Below are 25,143 nucleotides of genomic sequence, written 5' to 3' on the forward strand. Positions count from 1 at the left end.
TTACAGGTAATTTAAAATAATTGAAAAAGGATTTTCCAGAACATTTAGAAGTGTTTTTGCTGACCTTTCGTTATGTTTTTGTAAAAAACAGAAAAAAATGCCCTGCATTGCAGTTGAATTGGGTTGAAATAGCTGCTGTTTTTCGCTTCCAGTGGCAAAACATTCAAGTACAGCACTTTGTATGTTAACTAAAATTAAATAAATTTACATCAAAATCATATCCATGGAATTATCTTGCCCGGTATCAGCAGAAAGAGTAAATGAAAATGTAGTTAGGATTATTGCCTTTATGGTTGCGTTGATTGCAATAGCTTGTGTTGTGTCTTCAAATTATTGGGCAATTGTTTTCCTGCTATTTGATTTTGCTTTAAGGGCATTTACTACAGGTAAATTTAGTGTGTTGAAATTTATCGCAATTAAAATATCTGAGGGACTTTCTCTATCTCCGAAAATGAAGGATTTAGCGCCAAAAAAGTTCGCGGCAACCTTGGGCTTTGTTTTCTGCCTTTTGATTGCCACGGTATTTCTATTTAATTTTTATAATGCGGCGCTGATTTTTACCTTGATCATGATCACTTTTGCCCTGTTAGAGAGCTTATTTGCCATTTGTGTAGGTTGTTATATCTATTCTTTTTTACAGGTTTTTACGAAAAAGAGCGAGGCTTAATCTATTTCTTTAAAGCTTCACGTACTTTAGGGGCAATCTTGCTTCCGAATAACTCTATTGATTTCATCAAAGTTGCATGAGATGGACCACCTACATCCATGTGTGCTGAGAAACGTGTTAAGCCAAAGGTTTCTTCCATAGCTAAAATCTTCTCTATGGATTCGTTTACGTCGCCAATAATTAAGGCGCCACTATTGCTTCTGCCAGAATCGAACTGACTTCGTTGATAAGGCGCCCAACCGCGTGATTTACCAATCCTGTTCATCACGGCAGAATAAAGCGGGTAATAGTAATCAGCAATTTCATTACTGTTTTCGCCAAATAAAGTGTGCATATGAAGGCCAACTTCGAACTTGTTCATATCATGTCCATAGGCTTGATACACTTTTTTGTAATAATCAAAAAGTGGTTTAAACTGTATGGGCTGACCACCAATGATGGCAAACATTACAGGTAAACCTAATCTGCCTGCACGCTCTACAGACTCTGGTGTTCCACCAACGGCTACCCAAATTTTTAAATTGTCATTTACGGCTCTCGGTAATATTTCCTGGTTGTTCAGTTCGGGTCTGAATTTGCCTTTCCAGCTGATTTTATGTGATGCATTGATTTTAAGGAGCAAGTCTAATTTTTCTTCGTAAAGTTCATCATAATCCTGCAGATCGTATCCAAATAAAGGGAATGATTCGATAAAACTTCCCCGACCAGCCATTAATTCGGCTCTTCCGTTTGAAATTAAATCTATTGTTGCAAAGTTCTGATATAGTTTAACTGGATCAGATGAACTTAAAACCGAAACCGCACTACTTAATTTAATGTTTTTGGTTACTGTAGCTGCAGCGGCCAATATAATCTCAGGACTGGATACTGCATAATCGGGACGGTGGTGTTCGCCAATGCCATAGAAATCTAAACCAACTTCGTCCATCAGTTTTATTTCCGCTATAATTTCCTGAAGCCTTTGCTGAGCGGGCTGGATTTCTCCTTTTGCATTGATCTGCAGATCGCCAAACATTCCGATACCTAATTCCATAATGTTAAATATTTTTAACAAAGTTAGTGGATAATGGGGGAGTGCTTTTTGATGTATGGTAAGAAAAGTAGGATATTAAACTATTTCAAGCCTGAGTTAGATTAACATTTACTGGTAACAGTTAATTTAGCCGCACTACCTAACATATTCGTCCTGCTGAACTTGTTTCAGCATCTATCTCAAAATAGACCCTGAAATAAATTCAGGGTGACGACTAACTAAGTTAAATTATCGCATTGAGGTTTCATAGAAATAAGAAGATAATTATTTGGATTAGTTTATGCACCCTGCAACCTGAGTTTTTATACTCACCTAAGTTAGCTAAACCCGATTATAGCGAACACGAAGTAAAGCGGCAAACGGGACTATCGGAACCGATAAAAATAGCCTTTGCTTTCCAAAAAAGAAATTAACTAAAAACCTCGATAATTTGTGTGCTATTAATAGCAATGAAAGATTATGAAACAAGCTCAGAAAGACCTATCTATAGAAATGACGTCAGGATAGTATGAATATATTAAATAGGCAATTGAAAACTGCCGACTGAAACTTACTCTATCTTTTTACCTTTCATGGCCGTAGAAATCGCTGCATCCATTACACGCTCGGCAAAAGGACGGGTAAATTCATTCAGCTCATCTGCTTTCTTCAAAATAGTATCTTTTTCTTGGGTAGCCAAAGCCGTTCTAAGCGCTTCGATGTGTATCTTGGTTTCTTCAATTTCACCCGCTGTTAGATGCTCAGCATGTTTTTCGATAAAACGCTCGGCAGTGTAGAGCAATTGTTCGCCCTCGCTTCTTGCTTCAATGAGCATACGTTGTTCTACATCACTTTTGGCATGTTCTATACTGTCTAGTAGCATTTTCTCTACAGTATCATCACTTAAGCCGTAGCTTGGCGTAATTTCTATTTCTTGTTTAACGCCTGAACGTAATTCAATTGCCTGTACAGTTAAAATACCATCGGCATTCAGTAAAAAGTTGATGTCTACTTTTGGCAAACCAGCAGGCATTGCAGGGATTCCTTTTAAATCGAACTCAGCCAATTTTCTGTTTTCTTTAACTAAATCGCGCTCACCCTGATAGACAGAAATTTTCATATTCACCTGTCCATCAATTGAGGTGGTGTATTGACGACCGGCTTTGGTAGGCACTTTGCTGTTGCGGGCAATAATTACATCCATTAAACCGCCCATAGTTTCGATACCTAAAGAAAGTGGCGTTACATCCAGCAATAAAATATCAGAGCGGTTTCCAGCCAAAACATCAGCCTGAATGGCTGCACCAAGTGCTACTACTTCATCAGGGTTGATATTGTCCTGTGGTTTTTTACCAAAGAAATTTTCTACAGCCTGTTTTACATATGGTGTGCGGGTAGAGCCTCCTACTAAAATTACTTCGTCAATATCGCCGGCAGATAGATCTGCATCATTTAACGCATTTTTACAGGCGGTAATGGTTTCTTCAACTTTTGCCGAAATTAACTGTTCAAAAGTTTGTTTATCCAATGTGCACCAGATTTCGCCAACTTGTTCGTTATATAAATTTTGGAATGATAATGCTTTTTTAGCAGCTTCAGCTTGTAGACGTAAGGTTTGCATTAAAATATTATCTTGTGCAACTACAGCTACATCAAGGTTGTTTTTCTCCAGCCAATAATTTAAAATGGCCCGATCGAAATCATCGCCACCTAAATAGGTATTTCCGTTTGTGGCCAAAACCTCAAAAATTCCATTTTGGATCTGTAGAATAGAGATGTCAAATGTTCCTCCTCCCAGGTCGTAAACTGCGATTGTTTTTTGTTGCGAAGGATCTAAGCCAATTCCGTAAGCCAAACTTGCTGCGGTAGGCTCGTTCACAATACGCATAACATCTAAGCCAGCCAGTTTTCCTGCATCTCGTGTGGCCTGGCGCTGGCTATCGTTAAAATATGCCGGAACAGTGATTACGGCCCTATTAACCGGAGTTTTTAAGGCATGTTCTGCTCTTGCTTTAAGTTCCTTCAAAATTTCTCCCGATAATTCAATCGGCGTATAGAAACGGTCTCCAGCATAGATTTTCACCAAAGCATCGCTATCATCGTCTATAATTTTGTAAGAAAAAATATCCTTGTGTTCGGCTACATCTTTGTAGGAGCGCCCAAGTAATCTTTTAACTGAAAAAATGGTGTTTGAAGGATCAGTGGTTAAGTACTCTTTCGCCTCATTACCTACAATGGCTTCATTCTGACCATTAAAGTATACCACTGATGGTACCAATATTCCCTTACCTGCATCGTTAATTACCTGCGGGTTTTTATCTGGATTGATAAATGCCACCAAGCTATTGGTTGTACCTAAATCTATTCCAACTATAATTTCTTCCTTCTGGAACGAACCTGTAGCAAGGTTAATTGATATTTTTGCCATAGCAGCAAAAATATGCTTTTTAAATAAAGGTTATGTCATTCATTTGTTAGCAAGAAAATATAAACCTAAACAATTTATGACTAAAAATATCGTACGGCTTATTTGAAAAAACAGGGTGAAAAGTGTGTTGTTTTTTGAATTGTAGTGATTTTTGTTTAATTATTTGTCTATTTTTTGTTGATTTTTGTTTATTATTTATTTTTTAATTGTTTTTGTCTGTTTTTTTAAGTGTATTTTGTGTTTTGTTGTATTTGTTTGTGTAAAATATCTTCATGTTATTTATATTGCCTGTACATTTATCAAAACAAATATGAAAAAACAATTATTTTATGTATTTATTGGGCTTTGTTTGCTTCCGGTAACCTCTTTTGCGCAAAATATTATAAAAGGTAAGGTTACAACATTGAAAGGAGAAGGGATTATAGCCGCTTCTGTTAAAGAGAAAGGAACGGGCAAGGGCACTGTTACCGATCAGAATGGAGATTTTCAGCTTTCTATTTCTGATAAAGGAGCCTTAATTGTTAGTGCTATTGGATATGAAACCAGAGAAGTAGTAGCAACAACCGGACCTTTAACAATTATTTTATCGGAAAGTGCGCAAAATCTCGGCGATTTCGTGGTGGTTGGAACCCGTGGTAAAGGTCGCTCTTCTATTCTTACGCCTGTTCCTGTTGATGTGATTAAGATTAATCAGGTGAATATGCCTACTGCCAAAATGGATTTAACTTCAATTTTAAATGCTGCTTCACCATCTTTTAATTTTAACAAACAAAGCGGATCAGATGGTGCAGATCAAATAGATTTAGCTACGCTTAGAGGTTTGGGGCCAGATCAGACATTGGTTTTGGTTAATGGCAAACGCCGGCATCAAACAGCCTTTGTTGCAATATTCGGAACCAGGGGAAGGGGGAATTCAGGTACAGATTTAAATGCGATTCCAGAATCGTCGATAGACCGTGTTGAGATTTTACGCGATGGTGCGTCGGCACAATATGGATCGGATGCCATTGCAGGGGTAATTAATTTAATATTAAAAAAGGATGTTGGCGTTTTAAGTGTCAATACTGGGTATTCGGGTTATTATGATCCAAGAAACAATACCCACTATGGTAAAGAGCTGGGGCAGTATCGGCAGCAGGGGGCAATTGATGGGAATGCATTTTCTTTAGGGGCCAATTATGGTGTTGCATTGGGTAAGCATAATGGTTTTGTTAATTTTTCAGGAAACTTTTTTGCTAATGGTAAAACATTCAGGCAAAATCTGAATACAGATTTAAGTTCGAAAGATGGTTTGCCAATTAATAAGGTTAGAAGATCTACTGGTGATGGATCGGTAACTTCTGGTGGTTTAATGTATAATATGGAACTGCCAATTGCAAATACAAAAACAGTGATTTATTCATTCGGCGGAGGTAATGTAAAGGCTTCGGATGCTTATGCCTATACCAGAAATTTATCAGAGCGGCCAGAGCGTTTTCCTGATGGAGTTGCAGGGAATCCTATTTTACAGACCACAGCAGATGGGGAAACGTATTATGATCCGATCATCCAGACTAAAATCCAGGATTTATCTTTTGCCGCAGGTGTAAAAGGAATATGGGGTAAAGACTGGAACTGGGATTTAAGTAATACACTGGGCCGTAACAATTTTCATTTTTATGGTGATCAAACATTTAATGCTTCTCTTGGTGCTGGTAAAACCCATTTTGATGATGGCGGTTTTTCATTTTTGCAAAATACGGTCAACTTTAATTTGAGTAAGGCGATTCCAACTGTTGCATCAGGATTGAATTTAGCTTTTGGTTTAGAGCATAGGTATGAAAATTATAAAATTTATGCAGGAGAAAAAGATTCATATGCAAATTATAACCTAAATAAAGCTACAGGTTCTCAAGGTTTTCCCGGTTATCAGCCTGGCGATGAAGTTAACGCTGGCCGATCTAATGTTGCAGCGTATGTTGATGCAGAGTTGGATGCTACCGATAAGTGGCTTGTTGGTGTTGCTGTTAGGGCAGAAAATTACAATGATTTTGGTTTTACAAGTAATTACAAATTTGCAACCCGTTATAAATTAACAAACAATTTTAATGTCCGTGGATCGATAAGTACTGGTTTTCGTGCACCATCCTTGCAACAAATTAATTTCAGCAATACATTTACAAACGTGCAGGGAGGTAAAGTTTTCGAAGTTAAAATCGCGCCGAACTATAGTCCAATTACAAAAGCAGCCGGAATTCCTGACCTGAAACAAGAAAAATCTGTTAATGCGAGTTTAGGTTTTTCGTGGAAACCAGTTCCAGAAATTGCCGTAACCTTAGATGGTTATCGCATTAATATTAAAGATAGGGTAGTATTATCCGGTCAGTTTGATGAAAGTATTCCCGCTTTAAAACCAATTTTGAATCAATTAAATGTTGCACAGGCACAGTTTTTTGCAAATGCAGTTAATACTACTAATTATGGATTGGATTTAGTTGTAGACTATACTAAACGATTTGATAATAAAACAATTAAAGTTTTGTTTACCGGAAACTTAAATCATTTGAATATCGATAAAATTAATATTCCCAATGCTTTAAGTGGCTCTTATCAAAACCAGCAGGCATTTTTTAGCGACAGAGAGCAGGCATATATTAAAGCGTCTGCTCCTCCTGTAAAACTTGGTTTAAACTTAGATTATGGGTTTGGTAATTGGATGGCTGGAACGCATTTTCTATACTATGGCAAAATTTCGATTTTAGGCTACGGCTATGCAAACACTTACCCACCGTTGGTTGCATTGGATAATGATCCAAACCAAACAGTTTTGGAGCAATTTAATTATTCAGGTAAAATGGTTACTGATATTTATGGCTCTTATAAAATTTCGAAAAAAGTGACTGTATTTTTTGGTGCAGATAATATATTTAATATTCACCCTGATTATGGTTATGTACAAGGTGCAAAGCTTTCTGCCTATGATGGAGAAACAGGTGGTGCATGGGATGCCGTTCAAATGGGGTTTAATGGGCGAAGGCTATTTACTAAACTTGCTTTTAATTTCTAAAATATTATATAAAAGAGGTATTGATCTGTTCAATACCTCTTTTATGTTTTTTATACATGACATCTTCGTACCCTGACTTCGGACTAAAGACCCGGGACTATCTCTTATTCTTCTCTTCAATCCACAAACTCATGTATTTTGTACTCTGTGCAGTGTGGTGATTTAATATCTGTCCGAAAAAGTTGTTCTGCCGGTGTGTGCTTAAGTTAGAAACCAATTTTTCTACCTCATTTATAAATTGGTTAGCAAAATATTTAGTAGAATATCGTTCGTTAATGATTTTTACCCCATTTTGCCGGGCAATTTGCCAGGCATTTTTATCCAGATAGAGTTTTACCGCTTCATTAATAAATAATTCTAAATTATCTTCAATGCTACCGTTCCAATCTAAATTGCCTTTCATGGCCTCAGCACCAACTGATGTGGTAACAGAGGGGGTACCTACATGCATGGCATCAATAAATTTCCCTTTTACGCCTGCGCCAAACTGAATAGGGGCCAGTAAGATTCGATGTTTAGCAATGGTTTCCTTGGCATCTACAGCTCTTCCTTTAATTAAGAACTTTTCGTTTTTGTTATCCAGCTGCAGCACCTTTTGCGATGCATAAGACCCAAATATATTCAAACTCGCATCGGGCAGCCTTTTTCTGAGCACAGGCCAGACTTTGGTTTTTAAAAACTGCACGGTGTTCCAGTTGGGTTCGTGAAGGAAATTGCCAATGAAAACAAAATCAGCCCGTTCTTCATAAGAAACCCAGTTCTCAATATCTTGTTGGGTGATTTCTTTTTCTAGAAATGGTAGATAATAAATTAATGAGGCATCGATCTTAAACTGTGTTTTCAGCATATCCATTTCCACTTCAGAAATGATTAAAGATAAATCGCAGCGTAAAATTGAAGCAATTTCTCTTTTGGCAGTATCCGAAAATAAGTCTAAAACTTGTTTTTTCTTATCGCTTTGCTGGCGGGCATTTCTGAGGCAATGCAGATCTTCGGTATCTAAAACCCTAAGTGCATTAGGGCATTCCTGTTGAACGCGCCAGCCATATTGTTCTTCTACCATAAAACGGTCGAAAAGCACTAAATCTGGATTTAATTCTTTCAGAAATACGTTAAAACTTTCGTCGTTCAGTTTGATTTGCTGTTCAACAAGGTTAGTCTCACTAAAATCGTAACTGAAATCGCTTTTTGATGCTGCCGATGCAAAAATGATCTGATAACCTTTCGAGAGAAATAAATCAATCAACTGGATCATTCTTGTGCCTGCTGCAGATGAAGTGGGTTCGGGCCAAACCAATCCAATTATCAATAATTTCTTTGCATTTGTATTCATTTACCTGCAAAAATAAGTTCTTTTTTTTGGCTCCCGCAGATAAATGTGATTTTCGAGGAGTGAACTGTTAGCTGCATAATCTTTTAAAATCTGCGGGAGATATAAACGTATCTTAAATATTCCTAATTTTGCAGCTCAATTACAAAGCACCAGATGTTAGGATTAAAATTATTGACAGACCCACGTTGGGCAAATATTGCAGAATCGAATTTAGAAGAAATTTTATCTGACCATGCCTGGTGTGAACAGAAAGCAGCAACCAATGCCATTACCTTAATTACTCAAAACTCAGAACATCAGGACCTGGTTGATGAGTTAACGGCAATTGCTATCGAAGAAATGCAACATTTCCAGATGGTAATTGAAATTATAAAAAAACGGGGTTATACTTTAAGCCGCGAGCGGAAAGATGATTATGTTGGCCGTTTGGTAAAGTTTAGCAAAAAAGACGGAAGCCGAAATATGGCTTTTATTGACAGGTTATTGTTTGCCGCAATGATTGAAGCCAGAAGTTGCGAGCGCTTCAGGGTACTTTCATTAAATATAAAAGATCAGGAACTGGCCAAGTTTTACCACGAACTGATGGTTTCGGAAGCGGGGCATTATACTACATTTTTAAATTTTGCGCGTAAATATAGCACTGATGTTGATGTAGATAAACGTTGGAAAGAATGGTTGGAATTTGAAGGAGAACTGATTCAAAGTTTTGGTAAGAAAGAAGCGATTCACGGATAGTTTAGTTTGCAATTTTCGGTTTGTAGTTTTTTATTATGAACTGTTAATTGGCGACTGTCAACTCCTTTTTATGTATATTCCACAACCAAATTACAATATCTTGATAACTGTCTATTCCCTTTTTCTGGTTATTCATTTTTAGAAAACGATCGAAAGCGGCATCCATGTAACCGAACATATCGCCATTATATTTTCGCCAAAATTCCTTTTCAGTTTTAAAATCGGCCAAAACCTGCGGTAAGAGTTTTGCATGGAGTGTTTTATAATCATCTGGTGATTTCATCCTGATCTCGAATAGGATATATCGCAACATTTCATAATTGGCAGAATATTGGTAATTCACATCAGGGCTATTACTTGCTGTAAGGTAACCTAGAAGGTTAGCCTCGTCCTCATAAGCAATCCCTAATTGGTGCCCAATTTCGTGGCAGCTTACATAAGGTTTCACAAAATCTGGCAAGTTCATGTTCATATTAGCTTCGCCAGAAAGGGGGGCATAATAACCCTCAATGCCGATTTTACTGATGATCCATGAATTTAAGACCGATTTTAAACAAGGGTTAGTATACCTGAATACTGAGTTTCTTTTCTCCATGAATGAGTAAGCAGCTGCAGATTTAGTTTCAAGCTCATTAACGGTGTAAGTGGGTATTTTACTTTGCTTTAATTTTAAGGTGTTGGTTTTATCAACGAAATAATTGCCCAGAACAACCAATTCTTTAACATTATATTTTTCATTTCCTATGCCCAATTCTTCGCTTATACTTGGTCGGCTGTAGTTTAAACCCCAAACCATTTTGAAAATGATATAAAGAATTAAAAAGAAGTTTAAGATCTGTAAGGGTATAACAATTCTATCCTGCTTTTTTAGTGATTTACGACGGTTGTAGCATCTTACGATTTTATAAAATACAAAACCAATAAGTAAAATGTAAATAATATCGCCAATAGCAAAAGGAAACAGAGCAGAAATAAACCTTAGGGCTGAAGAGATGTAAGGATAAAAACCTGTTGAATAATATTTTTGGACGGGGTTAGGGAATAGGCCGAAAAGGTAAATCAGAATAGCTAGACTGATTAAAACCAAAAATGTTTTGTATACCGAACGCTTAAACACGATTAATAATGGCCCTTTAAAGATTGAATTTCCAAGATGACAATGATGCCATCATCATGAATTTCATAAACAATTCGATGTTCTTCATTTATTCTTCTAGACCAGGAACCTGACAGTTCATACTTTAGCGGTTCAGGTTTTCCTATTCCATCAAAAGGATTTTCTTGAATGGCTTTATTGCCAGATTTTTTCCAGTAGTTTAAATGCTCGATAGCTTTTGGAGCATATATTACTTCCATAAATCTTCCATCGCGATTTTTACACCTTTGCCATTTTTGATGTCTTCTCGCGCTTGCAAAATATCCTTTACAAATTCTGGGTTAGACGGACTTCCTTCAGTCTCAAAATCAATTTTCAAAGCTTTCATAACTGCTTTCAAAGCGGTGGCCTGCTCTTCGTTTTTTGGATGTGCAATTAATGTTTCCATATTATTCATTGTAATAAACAAATATAACAAATCTATCGCTCAAAAGTTAACCGTTTTCCGATCTGATCGGTCGTGAATTTACCATTTTGATAAGCCAAATTGCCTGATACAAAGGTATGGGTAATGCTTGCCTGGAAAGTATCTCCATCAAAAGGGCTCCAGCCACATTTGTAGAAATTGTTAAGCTTAGTTACTTTCCAAGAATCTTTTAAGTCAACCAACACTAAATCTGCCCAATACCCTTCACGGATGAAACCGCGTTTTTCGATATTAAAACAGATAGCCAGGTTGTGCGCTGTTTTTTCTACGATTTTCTCTAAAGAGATTTTGCCCTGTAAGTGCATTTCTAGTAATGCAGGTAAGGCATGCTGTACCAACGGGCCACCAGATGGGGCTTGAGCATAAGGCTGCTGCTTTTCTGCGAGCGTGTGTGGGGCATGATCTGTTGCAATAACATCAATATAATCTTCCAAAACACCCTTTAATACGCCTTTTTGGTCATCTTCGGTTTTTACAGCAGGGTTCCATTTAATGAAATTTCCTTTTGAAGCGTAATCTTTGTCATTAAACCAAAGATGATGCACACAAGCTTCAGCTGTAATTTTTTTATCCTTTAGCGGGGTAATATGATCAAATAAGGTTATTTCTTTTGCTGTAGAAATGTGCAGGATGTGCAAACGGGTTTGATAAGTTTTTGCCAGTTCGACCGCTAGCGACGACGATTTATAACAAGCCGCTGCGCTACGGATCAAAGGATGCATATCAATCGTTAAGTCATCACCGTATTGTGTTTTAAATTTAGCTAAGTTTTCGCGGATGGTTGCTTCATCTTCGCAATGCGTAGCTACCAATATTGGTGCTTTGCTAAAAATGTTTTCTAAGGTTTTTTCATTATCAACCAACATATTCCCGGTTGACGAACCCATAAAAACCTTAATGCCGCAAACGTTTTTAGGATTGGTTTTTAAAACTTCTTCAATGTTGTCATTACTTGCCCCCATATAAAATGAATAATTCGCTAACGAAGTTTGGGCAGCAATTTCATATTTATCAGTTAATAAATCCTGTGTTAAGGTATTGGGTACAGTGTTGGGCATTTCCATGAAGGAGGTAATGCCACCGGCTACAGCGGCCATGCTTTCTGTAAAAATATCGGCCTTATGGGTTAAGCCAGGTTCTCGGAAATGTACCTGATCGTCAATCATCCCTGGTAAAAGGTATTGTCCCTCTGCATTAATTTCTCGTGCATCAGGTGCAGATAGATTTTGACCGATTTTGGTTATCAATCCATCTTTTATCAATACATCGGTAACAATTTTTTGTCCTTCATTTACAATTGTTGCAGCTTTTATCAGGTAAGTATTCATGGTTTCAAAGGTAGCAATTTAGTGTTAAGTAGCGAGTGTCAGGTATCAAGATTTTGATGCTATGGATGGGGAGAATTGAGTTTAATGTTGTTGTTTTAGGTTAAACCTTCTGCCTTACACCTTCAAACCCTCAACCTTAATCACTATCTTTGTGCGCTATGGCAAAATCGTTCGAAGAATTTAAGTTAAACAGGCAAATTTTAAATGCAGTTGCCGATGCAGGTTATACCGTTGCCACGCCGATACAGGAAAAAGCAATTGCGCCGGTATTATCCGGGCAGGATATTTTTGGTATTGCCGAAACTGGTACAGGAAAAACCGCTGCTTTTGTCTTGCCAATTTTAATGCAGTTGAAATATGCGCAGGGCGATAATCCGAGAGCATTGATTTTATCGCCAACACGCGAACTGGCCATGCAGATTGCCGAGCAGGTAAAGTTATTTTCTACTTATACCGATTTACGTTCTTTAGTGATTTTTGGTGGAATCGGTCCAAAAACACAGAAGGAGCAGATTGCAAAAGGGGTTGATATTTTAATCGCTACGCCAGGGAGATTTCTGGATTTATATTTGGCTGGCGATATCAATACACAAAGCCTAAAGTTTTTGGTACTGGATGAGGCTGATAAAATGATGGATATGGGCTTTATTGGCTCTATTCACCGGATTTTGGAAATCGTTCCACGTAAACGTCAGAATTTGTTGTTTTCGGCAACAATGAGCAACTTGGTACAGAAAATTGCAGGTGATTTTTTGAAAAACCCAGTAGTAATTGAAGCTGCTGAGCAGGCTACACCAGCGGCAAACGTAACACAGGCTTTATACTACGTTCCCAATTTCAAAACGAAAATTAATTTACTGCAGCATTTGCTGAAAAATGATGAGGCATTTAACCGCCTGATTATTTTTTGTAAAACAAAAACAGTTGCCGATAATATTTACAGTTTTATTGAGCGCAGGTATGGTGCCGAAAATGTTCGTGTAATCCACGCCAATAAAGGACAAAACACCAGAATTAACTCGATAAATAGTTTCAAAGAAGGTAATATCAGGGTTTTAGTGGCTACAGATGTAGCGAGTAGGGGGATTGATGTGAGCGATGTAAGCCACGTAATCAATTTCGACGTGCCTATCATTATTGAAGATTATGTACACCGTATTGGCCGTACCGGCAGGGCTTTTGCTAAAGGTGATGCGATTACCTTTGCTACGGATGCCGAAAAATATTACATCCGCAAGATCGAAAAATTGATCCGCCAATATATTCCCGTGGCCGAGATTCCTGAAGGCGTTTTCATTGAGGAAACGCCTTACGAAGAACGTCAACATATTGCAAAAGAAATCGATATGCAGAAACGTAAGGAAGATCCTGACTTTAAAGGGGCTTTCCACGAGAAAAAACATGCTGCAGCGATAGAAAAAAAGGTAAGGGAAAAGGCTAAAGCAAAAGCTGGTAAGCAGGTAAAGAGTTTTAAAAAAGGTAAAAAATTCGATAAGAAAAAATAATGAGCTTAAGAATTACACCTTTAAATATCGTAAGCGCAGCAGGGCTTGGCCTGGTGGTTTTAAATCTTGTTTCGGACAAAAATACAGCACCAAGACATATAAACTTAAACGGTTTTTATCTCCTTATATTGGCCTGTTTAATTGCGGTAACTTTTATTACTGATATGATTTTCCGTTTTACGTTAAAGGATATTAAAAAAATTTGGATCGTTGAATTGATTTTTATCGTTATTGCGGCCGTATTAATGTTAATCTTGCAGAAGCTCGCGTAATTAAACCGTAAAAATATCTCGACAATGTTAATCACTATAATCTACTCATCTACGGAATCAAATTAATTAATCATCTTTGCACCGGAAAAAATAAACTGAGATCCTCGGGATCCCTTATCGGTGTAATCCTTTGATTAGGGTAATCATATTTTAAAAAAAATGAAAAAAGCAGAAATAAAAATAACGGTTGAGTTAGACGAAGGCAATAACCCAGATAATATACTTTGGGAGAGTACAGATTCTGGAAATGCTGATAAAGTACCTGCAAAGGCTATGTTTTTATCGGTTTGGGACCATAATTATAAAAATACATTAAAGATAGATCTTTGGACAAAGGATATGCCGGTTGATGAGATGAAACGTTTCTTCTACGAAACTTTGCAGACCATGGGAGATAGCTTTTTAAAAGCCACAAACGAAACTTTGATTGTTGAAGATTTACGCGATTACTGTGCCCACTTTGCTGATAAGATGGGGATTATTGAAGGACAGTAGTTTTAGTCATTAACTTCTGTCACAAACTATTAACCAACAAAAAATGTTAGTATTAAATAAATTCAGAGCTTGGTTAGGCATTTTGTTATGCGTTATTGCAGGTTTTTGCCCAATGTTAAAAGTGCCGATTAAAGGGAATTGGAACTTGTATCAATCAGATGCACGTTTGTTTTTAATCACGTATGCCATTATCGCCATTTCGGTATTGGTTCTGTTTATTAGAAAAATAGGTGCCTTTAAGTTTATGAGTTTCGTAATGGCTATCTGGTATGTTTTAGCGGTGGTTGCTGTTTATTTTACGGCAAATAATTATACTAAATATGGCTTCGCTAATAAGCTTATCGGCAAAGTTGTTCATTTCCAATGGGGCTGGATTGTACTTTTAGTGGGTGTAATATTTATGCTTTTTAGCGTTAAACGCGGCGAGAAAATTACTGCTTAAGATTTTTCGTGCAGCTGTGAAGTAAGTTTAGCTACTTCGTAACCTTTAGCTTTACACCTGGCAACAATTTCATCATGAGTTTTCTTCGGCATTGTCTGATTACGGCTCATGATGAACAAAAATTTATGGTCGGGATGACCTACCACTACATAAGAGTAATCGTCTGCCAGTTCTATAATCCAATAGTCTATTTTTATCGGCCAGATAAATTGTGCATGTAACACTCCCTTATCTCCATCTTCAGCAGGGAACATTTTCGAATTTCTGGAATAAACTTTATCGTCTCCGGGCTTTTTATAAGTGGTGATGACATTGTAATAGCCATCTTTATTTAAGGTATATTTTGTAGTTGTTTCGCGGCTCCCTTTGTCAAAAATGGTTGGGATCGAATATAATGAATACCATGTTCCGGCATATTTTTTCAAATCTAGTTTGGCTACCGGAACATTTTTCTCCATTGGCAAGTGGGTGAAAAGAACAAGAAGAAGGGAGCAGATCGTTTTCATCATATCATCGGTTTTAATATGATTTACGGAATTGGTCTAATCTTGGTTTTGAGGATCTTAGTCTGCTATAAAATAATCATCAGTATCATCATCCAACGGGATATAGATTCTTTCCCATTCACTGCCTTCTATAACTTCCCAGGTGTGCCCTTCTCCGGCTGTATCATTGGCGATGAGTATAATCCCTGGCTCGATAATAAAAGTTTCGCCACTGCTTACTTTAAACTGAAGTTTACCTTTAAGCGTAATTACGTATTGGCGTCTTGGGGCAGGGTGGGGTATTTTCTCTAAAGTAGATACATCGGTTTGCGCGAAAAAATAATTGGCATTAATATGTTGACGGATAGGGATTTTACCTAGTTCAAAAGCACATTTGTTATCTTCAATATTAATTAAACGGATGGCTTTTATATAATTTTTAGTCGTTTCAGCTTGATCTTTATTCATCTGCAAAAAAAAAGTATGGTTTTAAAATTTTAATTCGGTTTGTCCTTTTTGGGCAACTTCACGTTCGTGTTGTAGCAGCCATTGTTTGCGCCATAAACCACCTGCATAACCGACCAGCTTGCCATTACTGCCAATTACCCTGTGACATGGTACTACAATGGCAATATTATTTTTTCCGTTTGCTGCAGCAATAGCCCGTATCGCTAATGGATGGTGCGCAGAAAATTTGGCATATGAAGTGGTTTCACCAAAAGGTATGGTTAATAAATTCTGCCAAACTTCTTGCTGAAATTCAGTCCCTTTTTGTTTCATCGGGAAATCGAAATCCTTTAAATCGCCTCTAAAATAATTATTTAACTGCTTTGCTACCCTTTTAGTAAGTTCGTTTTCAGATAACCCCGTAATGTCTTTTTCTGCAAAAGTAACTACTTGTACAAATTCTTCATCAGCTAAGATGGTTATTTTGCCAACCGGCGATTTTATAACTGATGCGTACTCCATAATTTGCTGTGACTTCAGTGTTTCTGTGACTAATTTCCTTTGCGCTTATTCTTAAACAAAATTACAACAATACAACAATTTAAGCGTGCAATATTTAGCAATAAAAGTATCTTTGCGGTTATGCAATTGGCCAAAGAGGTTAAATATTTAATTCACAAAGAAGTATTGTTAGAGTGGCGCTCCAAATATACCATTAATGGTGTATTGCTGTATGTGGTTTCTACCATTTTTACTTGTTACCTCTCTTTTGTTAGCCTTGGCGACAAATTAACATGGAATGCCTTGTTTTGGATCATCATGCTTTTTGCCTCCATTAATGGTGTATCGAAGAGTTTTTTGCAGGAAACCAAGGGGCAACAGCTATATAGTTATATTTTGGCAAGTCCGGCTGCGGTTCTGATTTCAAAAATGATCTACAATGTGCTTTTGATGCTTATTTTAACCACGATTGCACTTGGATTTTATATTTTGGTGTTTGGTACATATAATGGTACAAATTTATTAATGTATTACTTGGCGATAATTCTGGGAGCAATTAGCTTTTCAACGGTTTTTACGATGGTTTCGGCCATTGCAAGCAAGGCCGGAAATGGCGGAATGTTGATGGCTATTTTAAGTTTTCCAATTATAATCCCCATTCTTATACTTTTAATTAAGTTAGCTAAGAATGCTGTCGATGGTTTGCCGTGGGATACGAGCTACGATGAAATAGGTATGCTTTTAGCGGTTAATGCAGTTACCGTTGCAACAGCTTTATTGCTGTTTCCTTATCTTTGGAGGGAATAAGATTTACGAACTAATCAAAAACAATTTATAAAAAAAATATGAGTAAAACATGGTGGAAAATTCTGGGCTCCATATTGGTTTTATATTCAACAATTGGAGGTTTACTAATCGGTGTACCTAGATTGGCAATTTTGAATGAGACCATAAGAAATTTATATTTTCATGTGCCAATGTGGTTCGCTATGATTACACTATTTTCTATTTCAGTTTTTTATAGCGTTATGTTTTTACTTCGAGGTAAAGAAAGCTATGATATTAAAGCAGTAGAAAGTGTAAACGTAGGGGTAGTTTTCAGTATACTTGGTTTAATAACAGGATCTTTTTGGGCTAAATTTACATGGGGGCAGTTTTGGAGTTTTGATGTCAAGCAAAATTTTAGTGCAATTGCTATATTGTTATATTTTGCTTATTTGATTCTTCGAAATGCAATTGATGAAGAACAAAAGAGAGCAAAAATATCGGCCATTTACAATATTTTTGCTTTTCCAATGATGGTTGTACTTATTATGGTATTACCAAGGTTATCAGACTCATTACACCCAGGTAATGGTGGTAATCCTGGCTTTAATAGCTATGATTTAGATAGCAGAATGCGAGCAGTTTTATACCCGGCATTTATTGGCTGGTCAATTATTGGCTTTTGGATATATACCATCCGTTTCAGAATACGTAATATTGAAAACAAACAACAACATAACTAAAATGAAGAAGATATTTTTTTCCCTAATATTAATGATGGCCGCCATGCAGTTGTATGCCCAGGATAATGGTGTAGAAATGGCCGATAGCCTTCGTAGCAATGGAAAGATATATGTTGTGGTAATATGTATCGTAATTATTCTTGTAGGTTTGTTGGCTTACCTGTTCTCCCTCGATAAAAGATTAAAAAAAATCGAAAAAGAAAACCAAACTGATAAATAACAGCGGAAATACGAATCCTAGTTAAAACCATATTTGGCTTTAATAGTTAGTAAATAGGCGTGTTTTGAAACTAAATTTATTGTTTTTTTTGCTTATCTTATTGTAAAAGAGGTTTTTATTGATTTATAAATCCCTAATTAAAAATACAAACCAGTATAGAACCAAAATACCTACATCACAGTATTGTTTTTTGATAATTTATTGATCAAGTTTGATTAGTTATAGATTAAATCAACGGGACGATTTAGATTAACTTTAAAAAGTGATCAACACTCTATTGGTCACTTTTTTTATGCCCTGTTTTTTAGGGGTGTTTTGCAATATTCGTAATATTGGTTGGTTTTTAAGTCTCTGTTTGTTGGTTATTGCAATGAAAGGCTGTTTTAAATATTTTTTTTATAAATTTTTTTAGATCAAAATAAGCCATAATAAAACCTATGAAAATAGTCGCTTTAATAAGATTCACCGGGTAAGATATCTATGTTTAAATGTGTTTAGGTGTGGTTTTTGAACAGTTTTCTCTTATTGGTATAAAAGCTATTTTTAGGTTAAAATAGAATGGTGTTTGCTTTACACTAAGTCTTTTTCCATTTGGATATGTGTAGTTTTTTTAGGCAATTTTGCATCGAAAACTTATTCAATATAAAAAATAAATAATGGCTAATCTAGCAGACGAGAACAAGTTCTTTGCAGATGTTTGTAAGAACTTTGACAGTGCGGCTCAATTCACCAATCATCCAGAAGGTTTATTGAACCAGATTAAAACATGTAATAGTGTGTATCGTTTCCAGTTCCCAATCCGCCGCGGAAACGGTTTTGAAGTAATTGATGCTTGGCGTGTAGAACACTCTCACCACATGAGCCCTACTAAAGGGGGGATCCGTTACAGTGAAATGGTAAATGAGGATGAGGTTATGGCACTCGCTGCCTTAATGACTTACAAGTGTGCCATTGTTAATGTTCCATTTGGTGGTGCAAAAGGTGGTATCAAAATCAACACCAAACAATATAGTGTTGCAGAGTTAGAAACCATCACCCGCCGTTATACTACAGAATTAATTAAGAAAAATTTTATTGGCCCTGGTATTGATGTTCCTGCTCCTGATTATGGATCTGGCGAACGCGAAATGAGCTGGATAGCCGATACCTATATGACCATGAATCCAGGTCAGTTAGACGCTTTAGGCTGTGTAACTGGCAAGCCAATTGCGTTACACGGTATCCGTGGCCGTAAAGAAGCTACTGGCCGTGGTGTTGCTTATGCCGTACGCGAATGTGTAGAAGTAGCAGAAGATATGGCTAAAATCGGTTTTAAAGCTGGTTTAGGCGATAAAAGAGTAATTGTACAAGGTTTAGGTAACGTGGGTTACCATTCGGCTAAATTCTTAGCAGAATTTGGTGCTACCATTGTAGGTTTATGTGAATTTGAAGGTGCTATTTACAATCCTAATGGATTAAATGTTGATGAAGTTTTTGCACACCGTAAAAATACTGGTTCGATCTTAGGGTTTCCAGGTGCTAAAGATTTTAAAAATTCAATGGAAGGTTTAGAGCAAGATTGCGATATCATTGTTCCGGCAGCACTGGAAAACCAGTTTACAGAACTTAACATCCGTAACATCAAAGCAAAAATTATTGCTGAAGGTGCAAATGGACCAACTACACCAGAAGCCGAAGCAATTTTTACTGAAATGGGCGGTATTATTATCCCTGATATGTATTGCAATGCAGGTGGTGTTACAGTTTCTTATTTCGAATGGTTGAAAAACCTTTCCCACGTGGCTTTTGGTCGTATGGAGAACCGTTATGCGGCTAACTCAAATGCCAATCTGATCAATACTTTAGAAAATTTAACTGGTAAAACGATCCTTCCGGAACACCGTTTAATGATTGTTAAAGGTGCATCTGAAATGGAATTGGTAAACTCTGGTTTAGAAGATACCATGATCCATTCTTATCACGAAATCCGCGAAACATTGATGAACAAACCAGGCACGCAAACCTTAAGAACGGCTGCCTTTGTAAATTCGATCGATAAAATTGCAGTTTCTTATATGAACTTAGGTGTTTGGCCATAAGGGCTCAAAGCCGAAAGATTAAAGCTTAAAGCGAAAAATCCTTGCAGATGTGGAATTTGCAAGGATTTTTATTTATATATTAAATATAACATTATTTGCGTATACCACCTCAAATCTGAGGGCAATAGTTTACTTGTTTACTGGAATATCGATATTGTATTTGAAATTAAAATCGAGCGAATTGTTTTTTCCTGTATTCCTCCACGTTTTCAATAACTGCATTAGGGCATTGGCATCCTGGTTTACGAACAAAAGCTCCGATTCTATCTTAATCTTGTCTTTTCCCGTACTTTTTGCATTCATTTTAAATTGACTGAAAATATTCAGTTTATCAAAGAACGGTATTTGTTTAACCAGCTTTTTTAAATCTATTTTTAAGTAAAAGAAATCGTTTGCTGATTCCATTTTAAGATCGGGTTTAGCATTTGATAATGTACTCAATTGAATGTTGCCATTGCTACCTTTAAAGTAAACCTGATATAGTGGAATCATTGCTGCACTAATTTTTCCTGTCGATTGATCCAGAAAACCTGATGATTTAAGGTAGTTACTCACTTCCTGATCATTCGCACTCATATTTATAGAAATACCCGGAATCTTCCGTTCTCTGGCCACTTTTTTTTCTACTTGCTCAAATTCATCATTGTATTCATAAGTTGTAATAGTATCAACCTGTTTTACGGTATTTGTCCATTCAAAATCCAAATAACCTGTATAAAACCTTAAAAAGTTATCTTTAGAAAAAACAGAAGAACTAGCAATTGCACTTTTGTTGGACAACACAGATTTAAATTTCCCGTTTAGCCACATACTTACTGTACTTTGGGGATTTAAAACCCTGTGTTTAGGCTGAAGGGCAGGTTCTATCCATTTGTTCACCAATTCACTGCTAAAAACAATTTTTCCATCGGTAAAATTAATCTTGCTTAAATTTTCTGCATTTTGAAAAGATAGGTGATCAGAAAGGGCGGCCATTTGTTCAAATTTGCTATCGCTAATTTTAACCATGTTTTTCTGAGCCAGTATTTCTTCAAGAGCCGTTTTTACAGATTCCTTTTTGGGGCTAAATGCTAGAGCTACCGCTTTTTTGTTAAATAGAAGGCAAATTGTTGAATCGGCGGACTGAAAGAAATTGATATCTTTTTCTGTTAACGAGAGTTTTTTCAGGATAAAGCTCTTAAATGCTAAACTATCTACAATTTCAAAGCGCGAGAAAAAAGTATTTTTAATCTTTCCTTTTAAATCGTATAGGTAAATATTAGCGGGGATTTTTATGCCAGTATTTAAATCGGTTACTTTTTCATTAATCCCTTTCTTGTCTGTCCCGGAATATTGACTGGGGTGTTTGAGGTAACTAACCGCAAAGGTTTTGTATAGTTCGTCCACATTTATTTTATACAAAGTATGGGTAGCCGATGGAATTAATACTTTGTTGGACTGAATTTGCCTGTATTTAAAAAAGCCAAAATAAAAAATAAGCAGCAATATGACTATCGCTGCTGTTATTTTAAGGAATTTCTTCATTCTGTAATGGTTAATCGGTTAATTCTTTAAATCGGTTAACCGTGCCAATTGTAAACCGTTAATTGAAAACTGCAAATAGAACTATTTCGCCGCATTTTCAATTAAAGAAAACAGATATTTTAAAGCGTTTTCATGTCCGTTCGGAATTTCAGCACTAATATCTGCTGAAACCAATCTGCCCTTAATGGGGTTCGATTTCATATATACATTGCCCATTTTTTCTAAAGTGCTGTTAAATTTCTTAGCGGTTTCTTCGCCACCAATTTCCGAATCTGGTACTTTACCCACCAGATTTTTGGCGTTAAATAAAAAGCTAAAATTATTTTTGCTCAATAGTTGTTTATGCAGTTTACTTAATTTATTGCTATTGTATTGGTTGTTGCTAATGCCCTGCATTTCGGTTAAAGAATTGCCGAAAAATACAATGCCATCTTTAATCATAAAGTAAATATCAATAGGGCTTTTCTTTTCCAATATTTTATAAATGTTGTTCTCAACAGATACATAGTTCTTGTTTACACCGTATTTAATCAATTTGTTGATCAATCTGGTGTCTTCAGAAGAAAACATGAAAAGGAAATCAGGCAAGGTTTCTTTTTTGGTTTTAACTATTTCTTTCTGTTTATAATCATCATCATATTCATAAGTGGTATAAGTAACGTCTTTGGTATTTAGCCCATTAATTACGAATAAGGCATCGCCCTTAATTACTTTGCTTACCGCTTCTTCATCTAACAAAAGAGAAAACAGTTCAGCACCCAGGTCTATTTCTTGGTCCATTTTAGCACCTAGGAAAGAACCATAGGTCTGCTTTAATAATTTAGGAAACTCTTCCAGATAAGCTTTGGTATCGATAGAATAGCTCATAAAGCCGAGTGCTTTTTCGCTGTTCACATATTTCAAAAAGTTTTTGTTTAACTTTCTGTTCAGGATTTTTTTATACGAATCTGCTTGTTCCTGAGATAATTCTAGGCCTGTAGAGATACGGAAACTCTTGTTGTCCATAAAAAGCTTAGCATTTAAACTGCCATAACCTTTCATTAACCCTGCTTTACCATAAGTGCCGAATTCTGGAGAAATCGCATTGTAAACATCCTGAAGGCTCGATACCCAAAGTTCTGCAATGGCTTTATTATCTAAACTCGACGTGTACGATTTATTGTTTTCGATAGACTCGTAACTGCCATTAAAAATCTGATCCGCCTGGGCAGTCATCCAGGTAAAAGCCAATCTTTTTTTCTTGGCATCTTGCTCTGCACGTTCTTGTTGGTAAGCATCATATCGTTCATCAACAATGCCATGAACCGGAGTCATGGCGCTTGCAGTATCAACTGCGAATTCTCTTGGTTCTCTGGATTCTTCAAAATCTGAATCTATTTTAACTTTTTTAGCCGTTTTCTTTTTGCCGGTTTTTTTTGTTCCAATAGTTCTTTTAGTATTCTTTTTAGTCGTCGATTTTTTCTGAACCTTTACTTTTACAATAGGTGGAGCGGGTATTTCTTCAATCATTGGTTCTGCAACTGCAACAGAATCTACAGCTACTGCCACAGTACTATCAATAGCTAAGTCATCATCATTTTGAAATCTAATATCTTTAATTCCATAACGGGCAGATTTAGCAGAATCGGCAAAAAAAGAACTACTAATGCTTCCTGTTACAAAGTACATCATGTTATTGTTCCACTTAATAATGCTTGTACTATCAGGCAAAATCATAGTGCGAACGTCGCCATCCCTTTTAAATTTATTCTCTTTGTTGTTAATTAGGCTTTCGAGCTTAGTAGCATCTTTAATCGGGATGAGAAAGCAATTATAAGTAATGCTATCGCTTAACTGATTGAAGTAATACATGTTTTTCTCCAGGTTAATGCCAAAATCTTCTATGCTGGTAAAGCTTTTATCAAGTGATTTTGAAGTTTCGGTCAGTAATTTTTTGCCCAGAAAAGATTCGTTAAAATCTTTCACAAACATTAACTTAAATATATTATCGCCTTTAATTGTGGCAACTGTGAAGGCATTTGCAGGTATTTTCTTAACTAAATCTTGAGCCTTGGCCAGGTTAAACGATAAGAAAAGAGAGATAACAATTAGAATTTTTTTCATTGGTATAATTTGTTTTCAATGGAGATGAAACTATCACGGTTACGCGATGGTTTCATTTTTATTTAGATAGTTGTATAGAATTAGATACGTTAATTTTTCCGTTGATTAAATCCATGATGTTGCTTTTTAACATCACGGCTTTTTTAGATTTCGATACATTTGATGCCGGATTGGTACTACTTGTTACAACAGATTCGAAACGGTAGATACTGGTGTAGGTTGCGCCGTTAAAAACCGCCTTGTCTTTTGCTTTTAATTTATTAAATTCTGTTTTAGCCGTACCTATTGCCTGATATTTTCGATTAAAGGTTTTGGTGGCCTTATTATAAGTATACGAGGAGGTATTGGTGGCCTTAATTTTTTGCAGGGCAAGAATGTTTTTGGTGATATTATTGATATTTGAAACATCTTTAAAAGAAAAACTAATGGTCGCGATATAGTTATTAAAATCACTTGTGCTTTTTACATTAGAAATCCCTTCCGACTTTTTTAAATAGACCACCGCTTCATTTAATTCCTGCTGAATTTTTTGTTTACTGGGTACTTTATAGCCTTGAACGCTATCCAAAAGCATTACCGAAGCTAATTTGGTTTTGCTCTGGCTAAGGTTTATAGTAAGTGCCACATCGCCGGTTCCATCGTTTTTCATGGCAATTTCTTCAATTACCTCAAAACAAGAGCTTAAAAAGGGCATTAAAACTATAAATAACAAAAGCCTATAAAACTGCTTTAATTTCATATTAATCTGGTTTATGTTTTACTGTGGGATGTAAAAAAAGGAATGATTATCTGACAGGCCAAACTTAATAATTTCAGCCCGAACTTTTAAACGATTTAAGATATTACTTAAGATCGGTTATAAATAGTAGCTTTTTGAAAAAATATTTTACTTCAAAAATCAGATAATTGTCAATATAAAGACAAGAAAAATGTAAAAGAATGCTGGCTAAGCCGATTTTTCTATCTTTGTTGCCAGCTTTTACAACAAGTATAACCATGAAGAAAAGTGCCATCATTGGATTGATTACCATCGCAATTTCCGTAGGAATTTTATTTAGCTTAAACGCAAATACCGACACCTACTCTAATTTCAAACAGGCAGCCCTTTCTGAGAAAGAAGAGCATGTTATGGGCTATTGGGTAAAATCGATGGGTACTTACTACGACGCCGTAAAAGATGCTAACCATTTTTCATTTCACATGAAAGATGAAAAGGGAGAAGTGAGAGAGGTGATTTACGCAGGTACTAAACCACAGGATTTCGAAAAATCAGAAAAACTTGTATTAATCGGTAAGATGAACAAAGACAAGTTTTACGCATCGAAAATTTTAATGAAATGCCCATCTAAATATAACGATAACCTTGTTGAAATTAATAAAGACGGTAAGGTTGATACGGTAGGTAAGTACGGCGAGAAAAAATATAACTAA

At 36.3% G+C, this 25,143-nt stretch carries 25 protein-coding genes; 12 read left to right on the forward strand and 13 right to left on the reverse strand.

The features are described from left to right. Positions 1-223 precede the first annotated feature (223 nt). Positions 224-667, forward strand: coding sequence for a DUF4395 domain-containing protein (locus HDC90_RS19500; RefSeq protein ID WP_184469372.1), 444 nt, complete (start codon positions 224-226; stop codon positions 665-667). A gap of 1 nt (position 668) precedes the next feature. Here the strand turns inward: HDC90_RS19500 and HDC90_RS19505 are convergent, their stop codons facing one another. Both HDC90_RS19505 and hscA read right to left on the reverse strand, forming a co-directional pair. Beyond that, a complete protein-coding gene (locus HDC90_RS19505) occupies positions 669-1,700 on the reverse strand; it encodes an LLM class flavin-dependent oxidoreductase (RefSeq protein WP_184469374.1) in 1,032 nt (343 codons plus the stop codon). A gap of 550 nt (positions 1,701-2,250) precedes the next feature. Further along, positions 2,251-4,107: a Fe-S protein assembly chaperone HscA gene (hscA, locus tag HDC90_RS19510; protein ID WP_184469376.1), complete on the reverse strand. Its 1,857-nt coding sequence runs from the start codon at positions 4,105-4,107 to the stop codon at positions 2,251-2,253. A gap of 310 nt (positions 4,108-4,417) precedes the next feature. Here hscA and HDC90_RS19515 point away from each other — a divergent pair, with 310 nt between their 5' ends. Next, positions 4,418-7,153 (forward strand): TonB-dependent receptor, encoded by a 2,736-nt coding sequence (locus tag HDC90_RS19515; protein ID WP_184469378.1) that lies wholly within the window; start codon positions 4,418-4,420, stop codon positions 7,151-7,153. A gap of 97 nt (positions 7,154-7,250) precedes the next feature. Here HDC90_RS19515 and HDC90_RS19520 read toward each other — a convergent pair whose 3' ends face one another. After that, positions 7,251-8,486 carry a glycosyltransferase gene (locus HDC90_RS19520; protein WP_184469380.1) on the reverse strand — a complete coding sequence of 412 codons (1,236 nt, stop codon included), beginning with the start codon at positions 8,484-8,486 and terminating at the stop codon, positions 7,251-7,253. Positions 8,487-8,639: 153 nt separating this feature from the next. Here HDC90_RS19520 and HDC90_RS19525 point away from each other — a divergent pair, with 153 nt between their 5' ends. Beyond that, positions 8,640-9,221, forward strand: a complete 582-nt coding sequence (locus HDC90_RS19525; protein WP_184469382.1) for a tRNA-(ms[2]io[6]A)-hydroxylase — start codon at positions 8,640-8,642, stop codon at positions 9,219-9,221. Positions 9,222-9,264: 43 nt separating this feature from the next. Here the strand turns inward: HDC90_RS19525 and HDC90_RS19530 are convergent, their stop codons facing one another. Genes HDC90_RS19530 through HDC90_RS19545 form a run of 4 tightly spaced genes read right to left on the reverse strand, consistent with a single transcriptional unit; the run spans position 9,265 to position 12,132 of the window. Further along, positions 9,265-10,338 (reverse strand): DUF3810 domain-containing protein, encoded by a 1,074-nt coding sequence (locus tag HDC90_RS19530; RefSeq protein WP_370576652.1) that lies wholly within the window; start codon positions 10,336-10,338, stop codon positions 9,265-9,267. 2 nt (positions 10,339-10,340) lie between these two features. After that, a complete protein-coding gene (locus HDC90_RS19535) occupies positions 10,341-10,577 on the reverse strand; it encodes a Txe/YoeB family addiction module toxin (protein WP_184469384.1) in 237 nt (78 codons plus the stop codon). Continuing rightward, the gene (locus HDC90_RS19540) at positions 10,568-10,765 is read right to left on the reverse strand and encodes a DUF2683 family protein (protein WP_184469386.1); all 198 of its coding nucleotides are present in this window, start codon (positions 10,763-10,765) and stop codon (positions 10,568-10,570) included. The genes HDC90_RS19535 and HDC90_RS19540 overlap by 10 nt, the downstream gene beginning before the upstream one ends. Positions 10,766-10,797: 32 nt before the next feature. Beyond that, positions 10,798-12,132, reverse strand: coding sequence for a dihydroorotase (locus HDC90_RS19545; RefSeq protein WP_184469388.1), 1,335 nt, complete (start codon positions 12,130-12,132; stop codon positions 10,798-10,800). A 158-nt stretch (positions 12,133-12,290) separates the two neighbouring features. Here HDC90_RS19545 and HDC90_RS19550 point away from each other — a divergent pair, with 158 nt between their 5' ends. The 4 genes from HDC90_RS19550 (at position 12,291) to HDC90_RS19565 (ending at position 14,846) form a co-directional block, all read left to right on the forward strand. Beyond that, entirely contained in the window at positions 12,291-13,637 is a 1,347-nt protein-coding gene (locus HDC90_RS19550) for a DEAD/DEAH box helicase (protein WP_184469390.1), read from the forward strand. Then, positions 13,637-13,909, forward strand: a complete 273-nt coding sequence (locus tag HDC90_RS19555) for a hypothetical protein (RefSeq protein ID WP_184469392.1) — start codon at positions 13,637-13,639, stop codon at positions 13,907-13,909. Before HDC90_RS19550 ends, HDC90_RS19555 begins: the two co-directional genes overlap by 1 nt. Before the next feature lie 159 nt (positions 13,910-14,068). Next, the gene (gene gldC, locus HDC90_RS19560) at positions 14,069-14,404 is read left to right on the forward strand and encodes a gliding motility protein GldC (protein WP_029275370.1); all 336 of its coding nucleotides are present in this window, start codon (positions 14,069-14,071) and stop codon (positions 14,402-14,404) included. A 43-nt stretch (positions 14,405-14,447) separates the two neighbouring features. After that, the gene (locus tag HDC90_RS19565; RefSeq protein WP_184469394.1) at positions 14,448-14,846 is read left to right on the forward strand and encodes a hypothetical protein; all 399 of its coding nucleotides are present in this window, start codon (positions 14,448-14,450) and stop codon (positions 14,844-14,846) included. Here the strand turns inward: HDC90_RS19565 and HDC90_RS19570 are convergent. The 3 genes from HDC90_RS19570 to HDC90_RS19580 are packed head-to-tail and all read right to left on the reverse strand — an operon-like array spanning position 14,843 to position 16,300. Continuing rightward, complete coding sequence (locus tag HDC90_RS19570) at positions 14,843-15,355, reverse strand: lipocalin family protein (RefSeq protein ID WP_255497763.1); 513 nt, start codon at positions 15,353-15,355, stop codon at positions 14,843-14,845. The genes HDC90_RS19565 and HDC90_RS19570 overlap by 4 nt on opposite strands. A gap of 54 nt (positions 15,356-15,409) precedes the next feature. Further along, positions 15,410-15,799: a hypothetical protein gene (locus tag HDC90_RS19575; protein WP_184469396.1), complete on the reverse strand. Its 390-nt coding sequence runs from the start codon at positions 15,797-15,799 to the stop codon at positions 15,410-15,412. A gap of 21 nt (positions 15,800-15,820) precedes the next feature. Next, positions 15,821-16,300: a methylated-DNA--[protein]-cysteine S-methyltransferase gene (locus HDC90_RS19580; RefSeq protein ID WP_184469397.1), complete on the reverse strand. Its 480-nt coding sequence runs from the start codon at positions 16,298-16,300 to the stop codon at positions 15,821-15,823. Between the two features lie 120 nt (positions 16,301-16,420). Between HDC90_RS19580 and HDC90_RS19585 the strand changes: the two genes are divergently transcribed. The 4 genes from HDC90_RS19585 to HDC90_RS19600 all read left to right on the forward strand — a co-directional run bounded on the left by HDC90_RS19585 (position 16,421) and on the right by HDC90_RS19600 (position 20,085). After that, the gene (locus HDC90_RS19585) at positions 16,421-17,086 is read left to right on the forward strand and encodes a heme exporter protein CcmB (RefSeq protein ID WP_184469399.1); all 666 of its coding nucleotides are present in this window, start codon (positions 16,421-16,423) and stop codon (positions 17,084-17,086) included. A gap of 38 nt (positions 17,087-17,124) precedes the next feature. Further along, entirely contained in the window at positions 17,125-17,787 is a 663-nt protein-coding gene (gene ccsA / locus HDC90_RS19590; protein ID WP_184469401.1) for a cytochrome c biogenesis protein CcsA, read from the forward strand. A gap of 1 nt (position 17,788) precedes the next feature. Next, positions 17,789-18,007 (forward strand): CcmD family protein, encoded by a 219-nt coding sequence (locus HDC90_RS19595; RefSeq protein ID WP_184469403.1) that lies wholly within the window; start codon positions 17,789-17,791, stop codon positions 18,005-18,007. Positions 18,008-18,663: 656 nt separating this feature from the next. Next, the gene (locus HDC90_RS19600; protein ID WP_184469405.1) at positions 18,664-20,085 is read left to right on the forward strand and encodes a Glu/Leu/Phe/Val dehydrogenase; all 1,422 of its coding nucleotides are present in this window, start codon (positions 18,664-18,666) and stop codon (positions 20,083-20,085) included. Positions 20,086-20,214: 129 nt separating this feature from the next. On the opposite strand, the gene HDC90_RS19605 is transcribed toward HDC90_RS19600, so the two are convergent. From HDC90_RS19605 to HDC90_RS19615, 3 genes are all read right to left on the reverse strand, one after another. After that, on the reverse strand, positions 20,215-21,609 hold the full coding sequence (locus HDC90_RS19605) for a hypothetical protein (RefSeq protein ID WP_184469407.1): 1,395 nt from the start codon (positions 21,607-21,609) through the stop codon (positions 20,215-20,217). Between the two features lie 81 nt (positions 21,610-21,690). Beyond that, a complete protein-coding gene (locus HDC90_RS19610) occupies positions 21,691-23,712 on the reverse strand; it encodes a hypothetical protein (protein WP_184469410.1) in 2,022 nt (673 codons plus the stop codon). Positions 23,713-23,770: 58 nt separating this feature from the next. Continuing rightward, complete coding sequence (locus HDC90_RS19615; protein ID WP_184469412.1) at positions 23,771-24,451, reverse strand: hypothetical protein; 681 nt, start codon at positions 24,449-24,451, stop codon at positions 23,771-23,773. Between the two features lie 257 nt (positions 24,452-24,708). On the opposite strand from HDC90_RS19615, the gene HDC90_RS19620 reads away from it, so the two are divergent. Beyond that, entirely contained in the window at positions 24,709-25,143 is a 435-nt protein-coding gene (locus tag HDC90_RS19620) for a cytochrome c maturation protein CcmE (RefSeq protein ID WP_057932366.1), read from the forward strand.

It is taken from the genome of Pedobacter sp. AK013 (assembly GCF_014205835.1).
Classification (GTDB): Bacteria; Bacteroidota; Bacteroidia; order Sphingobacteriales; family Sphingobacteriaceae; genus Pedobacter.

What these genes read in the sequence shown, in the direction of transcription:
- HDC90_RS19505 (WP_184469374.1), bottom strand. Translation starts at nt 1,700, where the DNA reads ATGGAATTAGGTATCGGAATGTTTGGCGATCTGCAGATCAATGCAAAA.
- HDC90_RS19550 (WP_184469390.1), top strand. Translation starts at nt 12,291, where the DNA reads ATGGCAAAATCGTTCGAAGAATTTAAGTTAAACAGGCAAATTTTAAAT.
- HDC90_RS19595 (WP_184469403.1), top strand. Translation starts at nt 17,789, where the DNA reads ATGAAGAAGATATTTTTTTCCCTAATATTAATGATGGCCGCCATGCAG.
- HDC90_RS19615 (WP_184469412.1), bottom strand. Translation starts at nt 24,451, where the DNA reads ATGAAATTAAAGCAGTTTTATAGGCTTTTGTTATTTATAGTTTTAATG.
- HDC90_RS19620 (WP_057932366.1), top strand. Translation starts at nt 24,709, where the DNA reads ATGAAGAAAAGTGCCATCATTGGATTGATTACCATCGCAATTTCCGTA.
- HDC90_RS19580 (WP_184469397.1), bottom strand. Translation starts at nt 16,300, where the DNA reads ATGGAGTACGCATCAGTTATAAAATCGCCGGTTGGCAAAATAACCATC.
- HDC90_RS19515 (WP_184469378.1), top strand. Translation starts at nt 4,418, where the DNA reads ATGAAAAAACAATTATTTTATGTATTTATTGGGCTTTGTTTGCTTCCG.
- HDC90_RS19520 (WP_184469380.1), bottom strand. Translation starts at nt 8,486, where the DNA reads ATGAATACAAATGCAAAGAAATTATTGATAATTGGATTGGTTTGGCCC.
- HDC90_RS19535 (WP_184469384.1), bottom strand. Translation starts at nt 10,577, where the DNA reads ATGGAAGTAATATATGCTCCAAAAGCTATCGAGCATTTAAACTACTGG.
- HDC90_RS19545 (WP_184469388.1), bottom strand. Translation starts at nt 12,132, where the DNA reads ATGAATACTTACCTGATAAAAGCTGCAACAATTGTAAATGAAGGACAA.
- HDC90_RS19525 (WP_184469382.1), top strand. Translation starts at nt 8,640, where the DNA reads ATGTTAGGATTAAAATTATTGACAGACCCACGTTGGGCAAATATTGCA.
- HDC90_RS19600 (WP_184469405.1), top strand. Translation starts at nt 18,664, where the DNA reads ATGGCTAATCTAGCAGACGAGAACAAGTTCTTTGCAGATGTTTGTAAG.
- gldC (WP_029275370.1), top strand. Translation starts at nt 14,069, where the DNA reads ATGAAAAAAGCAGAAATAAAAATAACGGTTGAGTTAGACGAAGGCAAT.
- HDC90_RS19570 (WP_255497763.1), bottom strand. Translation starts at nt 15,355, where the DNA reads ATGATGAAAACGATCTGCTCCCTTCTTCTTGTTCTTTTCACCCACTTG.
- HDC90_RS19575 (WP_184469396.1), bottom strand. Translation starts at nt 15,799, where the DNA reads ATGAATAAAGATCAAGCTGAAACGACTAAAAATTATATAAAAGCCATC.
- HDC90_RS19605 (WP_184469407.1), bottom strand. Translation starts at nt 21,609, where the DNA reads ATGAAGAAATTCCTTAAAATAACAGCAGCGATAGTCATATTGCTGCTT.
- HDC90_RS19585 (WP_184469399.1), top strand. Translation starts at nt 16,421, where the DNA reads ATGCAATTGGCCAAAGAGGTTAAATATTTAATTCACAAAGAAGTATTG.
- hscA (WP_184469376.1), bottom strand. Translation starts at nt 4,107, where the DNA reads ATGGCAAAAATATCAATTAACCTTGCTACAGGTTCGTTCCAGAAGGAA.
- HDC90_RS19540 (WP_184469386.1), bottom strand. Translation starts at nt 10,765, where the DNA reads ATGGAAACATTAATTGCACATCCAAAAAACGAAGAGCAGGCCACCGCT.
- HDC90_RS19610 (WP_184469410.1), bottom strand. Translation starts at nt 23,712, where the DNA reads ATGAAAAAAATTCTAATTGTTATCTCTCTTTTCTTATCGTTTAACCTG.
- HDC90_RS19500 (WP_184469372.1), top strand. Translation starts at nt 224, where the DNA reads ATGGAATTATCTTGCCCGGTATCAGCAGAAAGAGTAAATGAAAATGTA.
- ccsA (WP_184469401.1), top strand. Translation starts at nt 17,125, where the DNA reads ATGAGTAAAACATGGTGGAAAATTCTGGGCTCCATATTGGTTTTATAT.
- HDC90_RS19565 (WP_184469394.1), top strand. Translation starts at nt 14,448, where the DNA reads ATGTTAGTATTAAATAAATTCAGAGCTTGGTTAGGCATTTTGTTATGC.
- HDC90_RS19555 (WP_184469392.1), top strand. Translation starts at nt 13,637, where the DNA reads ATGAGCTTAAGAATTACACCTTTAAATATCGTAAGCGCAGCAGGGCTT.